We start from the raw sequence: 16,156 nt of genomic DNA, 5'->3' as shown, positions 1-16,156 counted from the left end.
ATTATTTTGATAGCTGCTTGCGCTCGCTCTGATTAGGTCGGAGGCCATTTTGACGCCTGAAATCAGGCTGTCTCGACCTCAAAACACCTGAAAAGGGCTGCCCAAGAGGCGTTGAAAGAGGCCTTGAGCCTGTTTTTGAACCAATTTCAAACGCGAATAGTAGCCAGGGCCCAATAAAGACGGGCGCAAGCAGCTACCAAATGCATAGCAAATAGCCGGCGGCGTCTTGAGTTTGTATGCGATTTGGTGATTTGGCATCAGCGAGAACATCGGCGAGAAGAGCCGCCTCCTCCACCATTCAGTACCCGCATCAGCCCGGCGGAATGCTTTCCGCAAAGCTGGGCCGCTGCATCAGCTTGTCCTGCAGCTTGGTCAGGTTCGGATACATCTCACGCCAGTTGATTTGCGCAAAACGCAGGTCGAGGTAGCCGAGCGCGCAGCCGACCGCGACGTCGGACAGGCTGAAGTGGATGCCGCTGCAGAACGACTTGTCGCCCAGGCCGGTGCTCATGGCCTTGAGGGTGGCTTCGATCTTGCCCATCTGGCGGTCGATCCAGGCGTCGCTGCGCTGCTTGACGCTGCGGCCGGCCCAGGTGGCTTCGAGGCGCGCCAGGATGGCGGCGTCGATCAGGCCGTCGGCCAGGGCCTCCCAGGTTTTGACTTCAGCGCGCTCACGGCCCTGGCTGGGGATAAGCTTGCCGACAGGTGACAGGGTGTCGAGGTATTCGACGATGACACGGGAATCAAATACGGCTTCGCCGCCTTCCATGACCAGGCAGGGCACCTTGCCGAGCGGGTTGGAAGCCTGGATGGTGGTGTTGGCTGCCCAGACATCTTCCAGGACGAACTGGTAGTCGAGCTTTTTCTCGGCCATCACTATGCGCACTTTACGCACATAGGGGCTGGTAGCGGATCCGATGAGTTTCATGATGGTGTGAGATCGTGGTCCGGGGGAAGAGCATTCTATCGAGTAAGCCGGCAGCCAGGCTGACGGGGGTGTAACGTGCCGGGCAAGAAGATTCGCAAATATGCACATCTTTTCGGGCTTGCGGCAGCGGCTTCCGGCGCGGCGGGCGCGGCAGGCACCCGGCCTACAATTGGGCCATGAGCTCCTCTCCCCCTTTTTCCACGATCAACGCCCTGTCCCCACTGGACGGCCGCTACGCGAACAAACTGAACCAGTTACGCCCCCTGATGTCCGAACAGGGCTATATGCACCGCCGCGTTCAGGTCGAAGTGGCGTGGTTCATCGCGCTGTCCGATGCCAAATTCGCCGAATTCAAGCCGCTGAGCCCGGGCGCCCGCACTTATTTGCTGGGTCTGGTCAAAAACTTCTCGGAGGCCGATGCGTCGGCCATCAAGGAAATCGAAAAGACTACCAACCACGACGTGAAAGCCGTCGAGTACTGGATCAAGTCGAAATTCGAAGCCAGGCCGGAGCTGCAGGGCGCCAGCGAATTTGTGCACTTTGCCTGCACCAGCGAGGACATCAACAACACCAGCCACGCGCTGCAGCTTAAAAGCAGCCGCGACCTGGTGGTGCTGCCGGCGCTGGACAAGGTCATTGCGCAGCTGCGCGAAATGGCCCACATCTATGCCGAAGAACCCATGCTGAGCCGCACGCACGGCCAGACGGCCAGCCCGACCACGGTCGGCAAGGAAATCGCCAACGTGGTGGTGCGCCTGGCCAATGCGCGTGACAAGATCGCCGGCATCAAGCTGATGGCCAAGATGAACGGCGCGGTGGGCAACTACAACGCGCATCTCTCGGCCTGGCCCGACTTCGACTGGGAGGCCTTCAGCCGCAACGTGATTGAAACGCCGGAGCCGCTGGGCCTGGGCCTGACCTTCCAGCCCTACAGCATCCAGATCGAGCCGCACGACTACATGGCCGAGCTGTTTGACGCGGTAGCCCGCACCAACACCATCCTGATCGATCTGGCCCGCGACATCTGGGGTTATGTGAGCGTGGGCTACTTCAAGCAGCGCCTGAAAGACGGCGAGATCGGTTCCTCGACCATGCCGCACAAGGTCAACCCGATTGACTTTGAAAACGCCGAAGGCAACCTGGGCCTGGCCAATGCGCTGCTGCGCCACCTGAGCGAAAAGCTGCCGATTTCCCGCTGGCAGCGCGACCTGACCGATTCGACCGTGCTGCGCAACATGGGCGTGGCGCTGGGCTACGCCGTGCTGGCCTACAACTCAATGGGTGTGGGGCTGAACAAGCTCGAACTCAACCGCGAAGCGCTGGGCGACGACCTGAATGCCTCCTGGGAAGTGCTGGCCGAACCGATCCAGACGGTGATGCGCCGTTACGGTGTGCAGGGCGCTTACGAGAAGTTGAAGGAAGTCACGCGCGGCAAAACCGTGAAGGCCGAAGACCTGCACGCGCTGATCCGTTCGCTGGAAATTCCTGCTGCGGAAAAAGAGCGCCTGTTGAAGATGACACCCGGCAGCTATGTCGGCATGGCGGCCGAACTGGCGAAACGGGTCTAACCCCCGTCCAGGCTCACTGCGTGTAGCCTGTTCCCCCCCTTGCAAGGGGGCGGCGCCTGCGGTCTGGCAAAGCCAGTCCCGCGGCACCCTTGGTTGTGCCCACAGAACTCTTCAACCAAGCATGAGCCGTGGAACTGGCTTTGCCAGGCCACAGGCGGGCGGCCCCCTCGGGGGGCAGGGAACTACACGAAGTGAGTGACCGTGGGGGCTACAGCCTGACAGTTCCAACACTGCTCAAACCCGCCCTCGACGATTTCGCCACAGACGCACAGCCATCGCCGCTGCGGCATGTTCTGCAGGTTGTCGAGCAACTCCCGTGCGCGGTGTTCTTCTTCGTGGTGGGTGAGCCAGACTTCGGGCTGGCACTGGTCGGGTGGGAGTTCCCCGGCGACGCTGCCCAGAAAATAGCGCTGCACGCTGGCGGCAATACCGGCCTGCTGCAACACGTCGACCCACAGCGCCGCGATGGCGATATTGGGGGCACGCGTCAGTCTGAGCATGCCGTCAGTGTAGCGACATCACTATCAAATTCATAGCTGCTTGCGCTTGCCATATATGGGCCGCAAGCCCAAAAGGCCTAGATTTTTGGCATGGCGACCGGGGCGGGCGCCGCATCATTCTGCACATCCTTGTCCCGGTTCTCAAGGGCGCGGTCAGCGTAGCGGCCAAACCGCCAGGCAGTTGCTTCCTGCGTGATGCGCCGCCAGGTACCACGCTTCTCGGCGGGCGTCATCTCGGGCCAGTGCTGCACTTCGTCAAACGTGCGGCCGCAGCCCTTGCACAGGGCGTCCCCCTGGCTGGTTGAGCAAATGGCAATGCAGGGCGTGTCGGCTGTCGTGTCGTACCAGGTCCGCCACGCCGCCAGCGCCTTGGGCGGAAAGCTTTTTTCGTCGGCCTCATCCTCATGGTAGAAAACCAGGAGCGCATAGACCTCGGCGAGCGCACGCAACTCGGGCGCCAGCGTCACGCCGTCGGGCGAAGGCTTTTTGTCGCGCCAGTAATTGATGGCGGCTTCAATATCGGTGATGTGGATGCCGGGCATGGAACGGTGGGTCTAAGGGCTGCCGCTGAGCGGATGGAGCGAGCGCAAGGAGGCGAAGAATGGCGAGGAAGCGAAGTGGCAGCGCCGGGCCGTTCATTATCAGCCAGATGGGCGGGCCGGACGTCTATGGGGGAAATGGGGGCATATCCCCGCATCGCGCCGCTGCGCGGCAAGACCGGGTTGCAAAAAATCTTTTTTTATTGTCAAATACCCAGACGAAGGGGAGTAACTCCCTCGTTTTGCTGCAATATACGAAAACAGACACCACAGCAAAATCGCTAACAACAAGTCGTCATTACGAAGTTGACACTTCCGGCTTGTTGGGCATGCAGCGACACTGCATGTCGAGCCAGACCTTCGATTGAAACCTGAACAGGTTTGATCGAGGTATCTGCGGCGTCCACGGGCGCCGACCCCAGCCACCCATCACACCCGTTCCGGTTTCACGAAGCCGGAAATCCGTCGTGCGCCGTCGCGCGGATTTCCAAGTCGAAACTTGACATGGAGTGTGACGTGGAACTATTTACTGCCCCCTGGTGGTCCGCCCTGCTGGCCATCATCCTCATTGACCTGGTGCTCGCCGGCGACAACGCCATCGTGATTGCACTGGCCGCGCGCAACCTGCCATCCCACCTGCAGAAAAAAGCCATCGTATGGGGTACGGTGGGCGCCATTGTGGTCCGCTCTGCCATGACGGTTGGCGTGGTGTGGCTGCTGAAAATTCCCGGCCTGATGCTGGTGGGCGGCCTGGGGCTGCTGTGGATTGCCTACAAGCTGCTGGCCGACCAGGGTGACAAGGAGCACGACGGCCCGGTTGCTCACACCTTTTGGGGCGCCATGAAAACCATCGTCGTGGCCGACGCCCTGATGGGCATCGACAACGTGCTGGGTGTGGCCGGCGCCGCACACGGCTCGTTTGACCTGGTGGTCATCGGCCTGCTGGTCAGCATCCCGATCGTGGTGTTTGGCAGCACCATGGTGCTCAAGCTAGTGGAACGTTTCCCCATCATCATCAATATCGGCGCCGCCGTTCTGGCCTTTACCGCCGCGAAGATGATTGTGAGCGAGCAGCTGCTCGACCCGATCTACGGCGGCCCGGGCACCATGCCTTCGGCTGAAACCCTGCACCTTGCAGCGCAGTGGGCAACCTACGCCCTTGCGGTGGCAGGCGTGCTGGGCGCAGGGTGGTGGGCCACACGACGCTCACGGTCCGCGCAGGATGCCGACCTGATTCCACATTGAAACCAGCAACCCGTGGGGGGCGTATGCCCCTCTTTCAGCCAGCAAGCTTCTAAAACGACGACAACTCAAGGAGAACTTTATGGACAACATCATTGTGTACATTGACGATGCCGCATATGCCCTGCAGATGCTGCAACCCATGCTGCCGGCCGGCGAGGCCCACAGCCCTACTCGCTGGATCGTGGTCGGCTGCGCACCCCGCGTGACGCACCGCGTCAGCAAATGGGTAACACACAGTGCGCGGGAAAGCTGGCGCGGCAAGTGGGCCGAAAAGGTGTTCGCACAGTTGACGCCTCTTCTTCAAAAAGAAGGCAACACCGTGTTGACCCAGCTGGCGCAGGCCACCCTGATCACCCAGACCGAGGGCCTCATCAGGCAGTATGGCGTTGCACGCGTGCTGGATGCCCGGCGGCCGAAATTCGGCCAGGACATGCAACCGGTCACGGCAACGCAGGCCCAGGAAAGCCACGGCATCCTGGGTTATGCCACGGCACTGGCAGGTGCCGGGCTGCTGGTCGCAAGCGACTGACGGCTTTCACTTCGTGCTGAAGTCGGGAGGGCCACCTCCCCGGCTTGATCCGCTGAATCGGGTTGCACACGGACACAAAAGACCGTGTACAACCCCGGGCACGCGGCTTCTGCTTGCCAGAGGGATGGGGGCCGAATCGGGCAGGCCGGTGGTATTCTTTGCCCATGAAACTTATCCTCAAATGGCTTTTAAGCGCAGCGGCCTTGCTGGCCGTTGCCTATCTCTACCCCGGGGTCGTGGTGACCAGTTTCACCGGAGCACTGATTGCCGCGGCGGTACTTGGTGCGCTGAACATGGTGGTGCGCCCGATCCTGGTTCTGCTGACGCTGCCCGTCACGCTGGTGACGCTGGGCTTGTTCCTGTTTGTCATCAACGCGCTGATGTTCTGGGCTGCGGCCGGTCTGATTGACAGCCTGAAGGTCACGGGCTTTACCGCCGCGCTGATAGGCTCACTGATTTATTCGGTGCTGCAGCTAGCGATCGACTTTGTCCTGGAGCGCCTGCTCTTTAACAAGTAGTTCGGTCTGACGGGTTCGTGTGTCGATGATCGAACCCTCCACGTAATCTGCGTTGCCGGGGCTGCTGCGCATCAAGCCCTGCGCCGCCTTGAAGCGGTCCAGCGCCGCCGGGTAGTCCAGCTGGGCGGCGCGGCTTTCCGCATCAGCGCGAATCGCCTGAACCTGCTTGTTTTGCTTGCCGTACGCGACCGCAAGCAGCTGCCAGGCCATCGCGTCCTTGGGATGCAGCGTCACCCAGCTTTGTAGCCGGCCCGAAACGTCCTGCGCACGGTTCGCGGCCATCAACGACTGGGACTGCAGCAGTACCTCAGCGCGAGATGTCGCCCTGGAAATGTCAGCAGATGCCGCTGTCGGGGGAACCAAGCCGGCCATCAAGTCAATTTCAACGGCCAGCAGATCCACCGCATTGGCGGCATGCGGCGCACCCACAGCAAGCGGTTTCAACCGTTCCAGCAAGCCCTTCGCCGTGGTGAAGTCGCGCAGCCGGGCCGCCGCAAAAGCGCCACCATACAAAACTCCAGCATCACGCACATTGTCGGCCGTGGGAAGCGGTTGCAGTGCGGCAACAGGGCCGGTCTGGCGCTGGGCCTCCGCCACCATGGAGCGCAGCGCATCAACCCCCGGGGCTGCCAGGATGCGTGCCCGCGATGCCATCATGGCGTGTAACACGCGGGCCCTGCCGGCCTCGGTTTCTTTTTCGCGCGAGGGTTTTGCCGCGTCCGCTGAAGACAGTTGCACGCGCGCCCGCGCTTCGGCAATTCGCTCGGTCGTCAGCGGATGGGATCTCAAATAGGGAAAGGAGCCGTTGTCGTTCAGGCGCGAGGCCTGCTGCAGCTTTTCGAACATGGCCGAAACACCACGGCTTTCAAAACCCGCATCGGTCATGACCCCGAAACCCACGCGATCGGCCTCCCGCTCCATGTCCCTGGAAAAGTTGAGCTGGTTCTGCATCGCGACCGCCTGCCCGCCGACCACGGCGGCGCTGCCGGCATTGCTGCTCTTCCCGGCAGCCAGCACGCCAAGAATCATGGCGGCAATCATCCAGGGGGTCTGGCGCGACTGCTGCGTCAGCATGCGCGCAATATGCCGCTGGGTCACATGACTGAGTTCATGACCCATCACTGCGGCCACCTCATCGGAACTGCTCACCGCGGCCAGCAGGCCCAGGTGCACGCCAAAGTAGCCCCCGGGCAATGCAAAGGCATTGATGCTGCGGTCCCGGATCAGGAAAACCTGCCAGGCAAAACGCTCTTCAAGTTCGGCATTGAGCTCGCCCCGGGCCCTTGCGGCGGCCACCAGCGGCAACCAGATACTCTGGAGGTAATCGCCGAGCACCGGATCATCAATGTAGTCAGGGTCGCGGTAGATGCTGACGGCGATGCGGTCTCCGATACGGCGCTCTGCTGCCGCTGCGAGGTCGGAAGTTTCACCCAGCGATGGCAATGAACCCGTCGAGCCTCCGGTCGTACCGACGGGCGCCTGAGCCAGCGAGGAACCGCCCAAAGCCATGAACACAATGCAGGCCAGGGCAAGGCGGTTCAGGGCCGGACGCGGCTTCACGGACACAGTTCGCCTAGAAGGAGTCAATGGGTACAAATGCAATTACCTCTGCCGTTTTGGTGTCGATGAGAACAGTCCAGAAAGTCTTGCGCCCGATCATCGGGATATAGCCAATATCGCTGCTCTTGCGACCCGATGCCAACGCTGATGCCAATGCGTTATCGATATTAACAACCTGTGCCGGAAAACGGTTCTTGAGTTCTGCAAGAGGCTTGGCCTGTCTCAGGATCTGGGGCTTGGCCGTTTCATAGCTTTGCCATAAATCGGGACGAGCCCCCAGAGGCACGCCGTCCAGCGCCGCCATGGTTGCGTCGAAGCTTTCCTTGGCGTCCTTGAACTCCCGCACTGACAACAGTGTCGGCCCGGTCAACGGCAGTTGCCGCAGTCTTTCAGGCGCAAGAGAAAGAAGCCCCGGGTCAACTTCAATGGCATGAACCACCCGAAAACGGTCGAGTTCAAAAACCAGATGCACGGGACGGGCCACTGCAACCGTCCAGACACCATAAGCGAGCGCGGCCAGCTGCAAGAGCCCGATCACGCACAGATCGAGGCGCAACACTTTGCTCGGCTTGGCGATGTTGAATATGGCAAGGGTCATCAACGGCCCCATGATCACATCCACCGTAATGACCAACAGGAAGAGCTCGCGCCCCCCGGATATCTCACGATAGGGATAGGGATACCAAATGATAAAAACCAGCAACGCCGCGCACAGGGCTACTGCCAGGCTAATGCCTAAATGAATGCCAGAAGCCTTAAATCGGCTCCTCCAAAACTTTGGATTGTTGAACATGGTCTTATGATGATGGATACATGTAAAGGTTCTTGCTGCATGATGTCCGATTCAACACTCACCCATTTTGACGCCCGAGGCCAAGCCCACATGGTGGATGTATCCGGCAAGACTGCCACACACCGTGTGGCCATCGCGCAGGGCCGTATAGTAATGAATTTCACGACCCTGTCCATCATCCTTGCCGGTAGTGCAAAAAAGGGGGATGTACTGGGCATTGCACGCGTTGCCGGGATCATGGCAGCAAAAAAAACCAGCGATTTGATCCCGCTGTGCCATCCTTTAGCTTTGACACGGGTAGCCATAGAATTCACACCGGATGAGAAAAGCTCCTGCATCGCCTGTTCCGCAACAGTAGAAACCGTCGGCCCAACGGGCGTCGAAATGGAAGCATTGACTGCAGTGCAAATTTCGCTGTTGACCATCTATGACATGTGCAAGGCAGTAGATCGGAGCATGACCATCACCGATATACACGTGCTTGAAAAACACGGCGGCAAATCAGGCAGTTTCGTCCACGAACCCTTGTAGTACCGTCTTCATCTGGCCGCCGCTCCCGTCGAAGTAGCCTGTCCCGGTGCAAATTTGCTGTTTTGCCGCGTCCATTGTGCGTACTCCGTCGGGAAAGCGGCCCTGTAGCGCGCCAGCTGCTCGACAGCCACATCATCAGAGCCGAGCATCACTGCACTTTCGATGAGCTTTTCGATGACTCGCGGCTCCGGCGAGTAGTGCAGCAATGCGCTCGCGGTATTAAATGTCCACTGGGCGTTTGCAGGGGTCAGCGGGGTGAGAGAGATCTCGGCAAATCGCACTTGATCGGTGAATAGCCACGAGCCTTCAATTTTGGCAAGCGTGTCGCTGCGATAGCTGGCAGCTCGCTCATCTACAGGAAGATAGATCTGGCTGACGCGGCGGTAGTCCCATGCAGCATAGATAACAGCTATTGCAAGTACGCCCCCCAGCAGGGTCATGCCTACGGCTGATATACGGTCAATTAACAGTGATTTCGACGGGTTCGTCACAATCGGGACCGCATTCTCCCGCCTCCAGAGCATTGCGATGCAAAGGCAGAAGGCCATCTGAAATGGGCCATACCATAGTGGATATTCGAGCATGCTGTGGAGCAGAATCACTAGAAGGACTGTCCATGCGAGCTGACGCGTCGGTTGAGTCTCGCGCCATGGCGCACGCCGAAACACCCAGTATAGAAACGCGCCACAGGCAAATAGCGAAGCAGGCAGCCCTAGCTCTACGGCAAGTTGCAAGGGCAAATTGTGGGCGTTGTCGAGTATTTGGCAGAACCGCGGACCACTGTAGAGGGTAATGTAATGTGCGTAATCCAGCTCACCCCAGCCCCAGCCAAGCCATGGCTTTTGGGCAATAAGGCTCAACACATTTGACCAGAGCGTCAAGCGGCTAACGCAGAGTTCATCGCCAGCCAGAAACCGGGCTGCGGCACCATACAGCGACGGATCCAATCCAGAAAGCCATGGCAGGAGGAGTGTGCCGAGTGCATAGACAACGGCCGATACCCATAACAGCCGGCGAGCAGAAGACAGACGTGATGCCCCCCAATACCACCACAATCCGGCGACAAAAATCAACTGCACCATACCCGTACGGGAGGAGGAAGCAGCATTACCCAGCGCGAGCACACAAGCACACGCCACGAATGCAAATGCCCGCCCACCGCCCGCCCTCACAGTCGAACGCTTAGAGTCCTTCACCGCACACCAGATCACCGCAGCCAAGGCAATGTTGATAAGGGTGGCAAATTGATTGCGCTGGCGCAGATTTGCGAAGGCCTCACCCAAGCCTGCCTTGGCCACCCAGGGAGTGAGAGCATTCGCATGACCGGAATATTGCAACAACGCAAAAATACTGCTGATCGTTCCCGCCAAAATCCATGCCCAGGAAACCGGGGTGACCCAGTATCGGCTGAACGGGGCGCCGCTTGCCGCTTTGTCGATACTCGGCAAGATGGCTTGGAGAAGAATCAGGCCAACGACGGCGGCGAGACTTATCAATAACGGAACAACATTGGGCGATGGGCCGAAGGCGAATGGATTCAGCCAAGGCAACAAGACAAGCAAGGTGACCGGCACCGCCCAGGTATCAGCAGAAAATTTCATTCTTTGGATTGCATGTACACCGCGCGGAGATATCAACAATAAACCGGTGCTTAGCGATGCAGCAAGTGTATGGGCTTACGGCTCGCGCAGCTCCGCCGACCGGCCAGCTGTAGAGAGGCGTCCACTCTATTTCCGGGTTAACGCTGTATTGCTACTGGCTGGCATGCCGGGAAACGGGATTTTGGACAGTTGTGGCCACTTTTTTCTGGACAGTTCCGCCCACGCCTCCCTGGCCTCTGCACACTTCCGCGGCTCATGCAAACTGCAGAGGAGACGCAGAGCTTGAACAGCATCGCTGTCTGCGCCATTCAGACCAGCCGCGGTGGCATAGCGAAAAAGAGCGGAAGAGTAGGGGTATCGCGTGGATACCAAACGCATCCAGTGAAGTTGCTCTGCCGTCATATTTGGGCTGGCCTCGGTACGGGTGAACAGAAGCAGCGCTTCGAGCTGGTCTAGCAAAAATGCACGCGGAGGTACGTGTTTTGTATCAATACCGATGCGCCGCTCTTCGAAGCGCATTGCCTGCCAATCTTCTTCAAATGCAGGATATTCCTTCGACACGAGAATAAAGAGCAGGACTGTGATGACGGTGACAACGGGCACAAAAGATCGAAGCAAAAAACCCTCTCGGGAAATTCGCCATAAACCCAAGAATGCCCCCGGTTTGGCGCTTAAAGCGCCCATCCAAAGCCCCACGGGCAGCAGGAAATAGGCGTAATGCAGAGGGAACTCAACCATGGCATGGCTGAACACGAAACCCGTGCCGAGCAGCAGACACCAGGATAGAGAATCACGAACAATACGGTATTGCCACAAGAACCATAGGGAAACCAGTAAAGTGGCCGCAAGCCCGACTGGTAAACCGTTCCACAACATCAGGTCAAGAAAGAGATTGTGGGCACTTTCAAAGAATGTGTAGGTAGGGGGATAAGCAAGTGCAGTGGCTTGTTGTGCCGCTGCTATCTGCGTCCATCCGTAGCCCTGCCATGGGGCCAGGGAAATCGCCTCCATCATTGATTGCCAATAGATGGTTCTAATTCCGGGAGTCATGCGGCCAACAATGCTTCCCGCTTCGGCTCCAAGCAATAGCCATTGATTAATCAAAGGCCAGGCGAGCGTGACGGCGAAGTAGAAGGCACCGATGGCGGCAATTGCGCTCCCACTCACACGCAGCTGGCACCGTTTGCGCAGCGGGACATATAAAACCAGGAGCCAACACCATGCCAACAGGACGGAGCGGGAGCCTGTCATGACAAGCCCGAATACCAACCAAAGAGCCGCGCTTAGCCCTACCCAAACATGTATTTTTCTTGTCTCAAATAGAAATAAAAGCCCGGTCAGGCCGAGTAGCAGTAGTGTGGCAAATTGATTCGGCTGAGCCAGATTGGCGAAGACTCGTCCACCCGGCTCAAGGTCAATCACAAAAATCGCCAGCTTCCCTAAATCCAGCCACTGATGGAACGCAACGCCCATGGAGACAATTGACGCCATCGAAATGGCGAGCCACAAACCAGTGATACGCGTCAGATCCGCCGGCAGATTGTCGTCGGGCTTCACATAGCGGGCCCCCAAGAAAACGGCGAGTCCAAAGCCCGCCGGGTACAAAAACGCCATCAAGGCATCACCCCTGAAAACGATCAACCCAAAGCCCAGCTGCAACATGGGCACTATCGCCAAAGCCCAAGCAGCCCACGCCAATAACGGCACACTTGGCACGCCATGAATAGCAGCCCACAAGCCCAAAGGCAGAAATGCCAAGGCCATCGCCCATTCCTGATGGGCGGTAACCCATGGGGAATAGTGGTTTGGCAATAGATACGCAAGAAACGCCAGAACTGACAACCAGGTAAATGCCCTCTGCCGCACCAAAGTTTCCGAAATCAAGTTATGGACTCCGACGATTTATTTATCTTCATACCCAAAAATAAAAGCGGCGCGTCGAATGACGCGCCGCTTTACATGCAATACCGAACTGCTGTTTCAGGCAGCAGCGCAGCAATTAACCCCTGCAAGAACCTGGCAGGTACTTGGTAGGCGTTCCACCGGTGGCGATAGGACCACAAACCCATTTGAAGATGGTTGAACCGACATCGGTGTTGGAAAGTGCCGTGGTTGAATCCTTGAAAGGAACCAGCTGGATCGATGTGGCGCCTGCATCCTTCAAGTCAGCAACGTTTTGCGTGAGCACCGTGATTACACCGGCATTGTCTGTTTTGATGGAATAAACATATTTCGTTGGTGCGCTTGCGGCGGTACCGGCGCCGCTGGCGTTCTTTTCACAGCCCCAGTTATTGGCGCTTGGAAGATTCGAACTGGCGGCAGATTGCACGGTTTCAGTGATGCTGGTACGGCACTGTGATGCAGCCAGAATCACTTCAGACACTTTTGCACGAATGGTGTAGTCCTGATAGGCAGGCAGAGCCACCGCAGCCAGGATACCGATAATCGCCACGACGATCATCAATTCGATCAGGGTAAAACCCCGTTGGATTGAACGCTTCATAAAAACTCCTTGGTTAAAAAAACTAGCTCAACTGTTCAGCAGTTTTTGTGCCACGTTAAAGAGCCTTCTTTTTCGTGATTTTTGGGCCGTAAAAGGCCGCCAACTTACTTTTTTGACTCTCGCCCCTAAATCCAACGACATTTTTGTCACTTGATGCAGACGGATCGGACCATCTTTAAATCTGTCATGCCCATGAGTACCTTTTCCATGCCATCCATCTTGAGCGTCCGCATGCCGCTGTTGACAGCGCTTGCAAACAGCTCCGCGACACGCGCCCGCTCCTGGATCAATTTTTTGGCAGCATCATCGGCAATCATCAGTTCATGCAAGCCAATACGGCCCTTGTAGCCGGTCTTGTTGCACTTGTCGCAGCCGACCGCACGGTACAAGGTCAATTTATCGTCCTTCCCATAGCGCGCCATCCAGTCTTCATAGAGTTTTTGTGACTCGCCACCAGGATCGGCTTTCCAGGCTTCGGTATGGCGCAGCTCTTCGGCGTATTCCTTGATGAAATCTTTGACTTCCTGAGCACTCGGCTGATAAGCCTCTTTGCAGTCGCAGAGTTTTTTGGCCAGACGCTGAGCCAGGATACCCAACAATGCGTCCGCAAAATTAAAGGGATCCATGCCCATGTCCAGCAGGCGGGTGATGGACTCGGGGGCCGAATTGGTGTGCAGCGTCGAGAAAACCATGTGCCCCGTCAATGAAGCTTCCACGCCCATCGCCACGGTTTCTTTGTCGCGGGACTCACCGACCATGATGATGTCGGGATCGGCTCGCAGGAAAGCACGCATGACCAGTGCGAAGTCAATGCCCGCCTTCCTGTTAATTTGCACCTGACGCAAACCCTTCTGGGTAATTTCCACGGGGTCTTCGGCGGTCCAGATTTTGGTGTCCGGGGTGTTGAGAAACTTCAGGATGGAATGCAGGGTCGTGGTCTTGCCGGAGCCTGTGGGGCCACATACATAAAAAAGACCATAAGGCTTGGAGATCGTTTTTTCCAGTCGCTCCTTGTTGTGCGCCGTCAATCCGAGTTTTTCAAGCGGGATCGGCTCACCTGCGGCAAGAATCCGCATGACCACATCTTCCACACCACCGGCGGATGGAATCGTGGCAACACGCAACTCGATGTCCAGTGGGCCGTATTTCTTGAACTTGATCTTCCCATCTTGCGGTTTGCGCTTTTCAGAGATGTCCAGGTCGCACATGATCTTGAGCCGCGTGACCATGGCCTGGCGAAACTGCGCCGGCACTTCGATATAGGGCTGCAAGGTACCGTCAATGCGAAACCGGATACCGGTTTTGGCTTTGCCTGGCATAGGCTCGATGTGAATGTCCGAAACCTTCTGGTTGTAAGCGTCAATGATGACCTTGTTGACAAACTTGACCAGCTCGTTGTCCGCTGCGGCAGACTCCAGCGAAGAATCGTCATTTGACTCACTCTCCAGTGGTGAGTCCATGTCTGCAAGCAATTGGTCGATGGTGCTACTGTCTGCAGCCACGCCAAAGAGCTGCCCCAGGGTTTCTTCAAATTCGGTCTGAGTTGTAACGCGGTAAGAAAATTTGGAGACGCGGGGAAACACCTGTGGAACCACGCGTGCCCCTCGCACAGCCTCCGGATCCACACACATGATCACGAGGCCTTCGGTAGTTTCCTCCAGCGGAATCCAGCCTTGCTGTTCAATAAAGTCCCGTTTTAACGCACCATGCAACATCTCCGAGCGAATCCGCCCAGCATTGAATGCTTCGTAGGCCACACCAAAAAACTTGGCAAGCGAAGCACCAATCTGAGTGGGCCGGATGTGGAAGTTGGCCATGAGCATATGCTCGACAGACTGACCTTCTTCCCGGGCCTGGCGGATGCATTGCTGTAATTCTTCTTGGGACAGCACACCTTCCGTCACCAAGCCGTCGTACTTGGTAGCTTTGCGCCTTTGGCTGTCGCCCGCTTTTTGCATTCGCTGGCGTATGGCAATGCCCAAAGTCTTGCACAGCTGCAGCGCACCGTCTTCCTCAAGTTTTCCAAAAGGCTGATCGCTCCGGTTGTTGATAACCTGCAGCACGCCGTACAACGTCTCTCCGTCCATGACGGGAGCCACCAGCATCTGCTTGGTTCTGTACCCGGATCGCTTGTCAACTTCCTGGAGAAAGCTCAACGCAGGATGAATTTTCTTCAGCGCCTCCTCATCGTAGACGTCCGCAATATTCACCATCTGGCGAGCCATGGCAACGTAGCCCGCAATGCTCTGCGCACTGACCGGGAGTTTCAGGTCGCGGCTGGTATTGAGCCCCGTCTTGACCTTGGAAACAATGGAACTGCGGTCTTCGTTGACTGCATAAAGTGTTAACCGGTCTGCGTTAAAAAGCTTGCAGATGTCCTGGCTGGCTTCGAGCATGATCTGCTCGACATTTTCCGTTTCGTGAATCCGGTTGGTAACCAGCTGAAGCTGCCGGAAATACAGGGCTTCAAAAGTAACGCCCCGCTCCTGGGGAGGCAACATCTGCGAGTCAAAAAACTCGTCCTCGGGGTCACGTTGCAATACGGCGCTCATAGCTCAAACTCCTGGCCCGCCCTCAACCACCGGATGTCGTGCGATACATTCGGGCCAAACGGGCGGGTTTGGTCAAAACGCTGTATCTCGGCCATGATCAGGTCGGTCTCGGCCGGTTTGGTATGGGTAATGTAGATGGGATAACTGTGTCCTCGCTCGATGCAATCGAGTTCATTGGCAAGCGCATGAGGAGAAAGATGAAGGCTCCGCTTGGCAAGGTCGCGCTCACGATTGCTAAATGCCGTTTCGATGACCAGCATGGCAACCCTTATCTGATTAATGCGGGCCCACAGAGCCGGATTCTGTTCCGTGTCGCCCGTGAACACCCAATACCCCTTGCCCGTGGCCACCGCGTAGCCTGCAGCCGGGACGGTATGCACGGCAGGTAGAACCTCTATTTGCTTACCAGCCAATAACAAGGTTTGTCCGATTTCCAGAGGGTGAAAACTGACAAACGGGGCCTCGGGGCTGGGAATGCGGGAAAAGTCGGGCCAAATGGTGTTGTTGAAAATATGCGCCTTCAGTGCGTCAATCGTGCCCTGCAGCGCATGAATCTGGATAGGTGTTGTTCGCCGGGCGGCAATGGCGTCCACCATCAACGGTAACGCGGCCACGTGATCGAGGTGCGAATGCGTCAACAGAACATGGTCAACACCGGCCATCTCATCCAGCGTGAGATCTCCCACTCCCGTACCGGCATCAACCAACAAATCATGGTCAAGCAAAAAAGACGTGGTCCGGCAGTCTTTGGCAATGGCTCCCGAGCAGCCGAGTACACGTACTTTCATG

General features: G+C 57.6%; 15 protein-coding genes. 5 read left to right on the top strand and 10 right to left on the bottom strand.

From position 1 onward, the window contains the following. Positions 1-310: 310 nt before the first annotated feature. The gene (locus AC1DWQ_RS16460) at positions 311-928 is read right to left on the bottom strand and encodes a glutathione S-transferase family protein (RefSeq protein ID WP_457282438.1); all 618 of its coding nucleotides are present in this window, start codon (positions 926-928) and stop codon (positions 311-313) included. Positions 929-1,104: 176 nt separating this feature from the next. On the opposite strand from AC1DWQ_RS16460, the gene purB reads away from it, so the two are divergent. Beyond that, a complete protein-coding gene (gene purB, locus AC1DWQ_RS16455; protein WP_457282439.1) occupies positions 1,105-2,496 on the top strand; it encodes an adenylosuccinate lyase in 1,392 nt (463 codons plus the stop codon). Between the two features lie 182 nt (positions 2,497-2,678). Here the strand turns inward: purB and AC1DWQ_RS16450 are convergent, their stop codons facing one another. Together AC1DWQ_RS16450 and AC1DWQ_RS16445 are read right to left on the bottom strand one after the other, a co-directional pair. Further along, a complete protein-coding gene (locus tag AC1DWQ_RS16450) occupies positions 2,679-2,996 on the bottom strand; it encodes a DUF2007 domain-containing protein (protein WP_477670608.1) in 318 nt (105 codons plus the stop codon). 77 nt (positions 2,997-3,073) lie between these two features. Then, the gene (locus tag AC1DWQ_RS16445) at positions 3,074-3,538 is read right to left on the bottom strand and encodes a DUF3717 domain-containing protein (protein ID WP_477670607.1); all 465 of its coding nucleotides are present in this window, start codon (positions 3,536-3,538) and stop codon (positions 3,074-3,076) included. Between the two features lie 513 nt (positions 3,539-4,051). Here AC1DWQ_RS16445 and AC1DWQ_RS16440 point away from each other — a divergent pair. From AC1DWQ_RS16440 to AC1DWQ_RS16430, 3 genes are all read left to right on the top strand, one after another. Next, a complete protein-coding gene (locus AC1DWQ_RS16440; RefSeq protein ID WP_477670606.1) occupies positions 4,052-4,780 on the top strand; it encodes a TerC family protein in 729 nt (242 codons plus the stop codon). 79 nt (positions 4,781-4,859) lie between these two features. Beyond that, the gene (locus tag AC1DWQ_RS16435) at positions 4,860-5,309 is read left to right on the top strand and encodes a hypothetical protein (RefSeq protein ID WP_477670605.1); all 450 of its coding nucleotides are present in this window, start codon (positions 4,860-4,862) and stop codon (positions 5,307-5,309) included. A gap of 164 nt (positions 5,310-5,473) precedes the next feature. Further along, positions 5,474-5,827: a phage holin family protein gene (locus AC1DWQ_RS16430; protein ID WP_477670604.1), complete on the top strand. Its 354-nt coding sequence runs from the start codon at positions 5,474-5,476 to the stop codon at positions 5,825-5,827. Here the strand turns inward: AC1DWQ_RS16430 and AC1DWQ_RS16425 are convergent. Beyond that, positions 5,783-7,387: a M48 family metalloprotease gene (locus AC1DWQ_RS16425; protein ID WP_477670603.1), complete on the bottom strand. Its 1,605-nt coding sequence runs from the start codon at positions 7,385-7,387 to the stop codon at positions 5,783-5,785. The genes AC1DWQ_RS16430 and AC1DWQ_RS16425 overlap by 45 nt on opposite strands. Positions 7,388-7,400: 13 nt before the next feature. Beyond that, a complete protein-coding gene (gene tfpZ, locus AC1DWQ_RS16420; protein ID WP_477670602.1) occupies positions 7,401-8,180 on the bottom strand; it encodes a TfpX/TfpZ family type IV pilin accessory protein in 780 nt (259 codons plus the stop codon). Positions 8,181-8,219: 39 nt separating this feature from the next. Here tfpZ and moaC point away from each other — a divergent pair, with 39 nt between their 5' ends. Beyond that, a complete protein-coding gene (gene moaC / locus AC1DWQ_RS16415; RefSeq protein WP_477670601.1) occupies positions 8,220-8,711 on the top strand; it encodes a cyclic pyranopterin monophosphate synthase MoaC in 492 nt (163 codons plus the stop codon). Positions 8,712-8,719: 8 nt separating this feature from the next. On the opposite strand, the gene AC1DWQ_RS16410 is transcribed toward moaC, so the two are convergent. The 5 genes from AC1DWQ_RS16410 to AC1DWQ_RS16390 all read right to left on the bottom strand — a co-directional run bounded on the left by AC1DWQ_RS16410 (position 8,720) and on the right by AC1DWQ_RS16390 (position 16,155). Next, positions 8,720-10,312 (bottom strand): PglL family O-oligosaccharyltransferase, encoded by a 1,593-nt coding sequence (locus AC1DWQ_RS16410; RefSeq protein ID WP_477670600.1) that lies wholly within the window; start codon positions 10,310-10,312, stop codon positions 8,720-8,722. 126 nt (positions 10,313-10,438) lie between these two features. Next, entirely contained in the window at positions 10,439-12,196 is a 1,758-nt protein-coding gene (locus AC1DWQ_RS16405; RefSeq protein WP_477670599.1) for a PglL family O-oligosaccharyltransferase, read from the bottom strand. A gap of 115 nt (positions 12,197-12,311) precedes the next feature. Beyond that, the gene (locus AC1DWQ_RS16400) at positions 12,312-12,815 is read right to left on the bottom strand and encodes a pilin (RefSeq protein ID WP_477670598.1); all 504 of its coding nucleotides are present in this window, start codon (positions 12,813-12,815) and stop codon (positions 12,312-12,314) included. A gap of 146 nt (positions 12,816-12,961) precedes the next feature. Continuing rightward, positions 12,962-15,367 carry a GspE/PulE family protein gene (locus tag AC1DWQ_RS16395; RefSeq protein WP_477670597.1) on the bottom strand — a complete coding sequence of 802 codons (2,406 nt, stop codon included), beginning with the start codon at positions 15,365-15,367 and terminating at the stop codon, positions 12,962-12,964. Beyond that, a complete protein-coding gene (locus AC1DWQ_RS16390; RefSeq protein WP_477670596.1) occupies positions 15,364-16,155 on the bottom strand; it encodes a 3',5'-cyclic-nucleotide phosphodiesterase in 792 nt (263 codons plus the stop codon). Before AC1DWQ_RS16390 ends, AC1DWQ_RS16395 begins: the two co-directional genes overlap by 4 nt. Between the last annotated feature and the right edge of the window lies 1 nt (position 16,156).

It is taken from the genome of Polaromonas sp. P2_G11 (genome assembly GCF_056403595.1).
The sequence above is the reverse complement of the archived record's forward strand: the minus strand, read 5'-3'. Positions and strand labels throughout refer to the sequence as shown.

Bases quoted from the DNA above. Each gene is read 5' to 3' on its own strand.
- AC1DWQ_RS16460 (WP_457282438.1), bottom strand. From the start codon at position 928: ATGAAACTCATCGGATCCGCTACCAGCCCCTATGTGCGTAAAGTGCGC.
- purB (WP_457282439.1), top strand. From the start codon at position 1,105: ATGAGCTCCTCTCCCCCTTTTTCCACGATCAACGCCCTGTCCCCACTG.
- AC1DWQ_RS16450 (WP_477670608.1), bottom strand. From the start codon at position 2,996: ATGCTCAGACTGACGCGTGCCCCCAATATCGCCATCGCGGCGCTGTGG.
- AC1DWQ_RS16445 (WP_477670607.1), bottom strand. From the start codon at position 3,538: ATGCCCGGCATCCACATCACCGATATTGAAGCCGCCATCAATTACTGG.
- AC1DWQ_RS16435 (WP_477670605.1), top strand. From the start codon at position 4,860: ATGGACAACATCATTGTGTACATTGACGATGCCGCATATGCCCTGCAG.
- AC1DWQ_RS16430 (WP_477670604.1), top strand. From the start codon at position 5,474: ATGAAACTTATCCTCAAATGGCTTTTAAGCGCAGCGGCCTTGCTGGCC.
- tfpZ (WP_477670602.1), bottom strand. From the start codon at position 8,180: ATGTTCAACAATCCAAAGTTTTGGAGGAGCCGATTTAAGGCTTCTGGC.
- moaC (WP_477670601.1), top strand. From the start codon at position 8,220: ATGATGTCCGATTCAACACTCACCCATTTTGACGCCCGAGGCCAAGCC.
- AC1DWQ_RS16410 (WP_477670600.1), bottom strand. From the start codon at position 10,312: ATGAAATTTTCTGCTGATACCTGGGCGGTGCCGGTCACCTTGCTTGTC.
- AC1DWQ_RS16400 (WP_477670598.1), bottom strand. From the start codon at position 12,815: ATGAAGCGTTCAATCCAACGGGGTTTTACCCTGATCGAATTGATGATC.
- AC1DWQ_RS16395 (WP_477670597.1), bottom strand. From the start codon at position 15,367: ATGAGCGCCGTATTGCAACGTGACCCCGAGGACGAGTTTTTTGACTCG.
- AC1DWQ_RS16390 (WP_477670596.1), bottom strand. From the start codon at position 16,155: ATGAAAGTACGTGTACTCGGCTGCTCGGGAGCCATTGCCAAAGACTGC.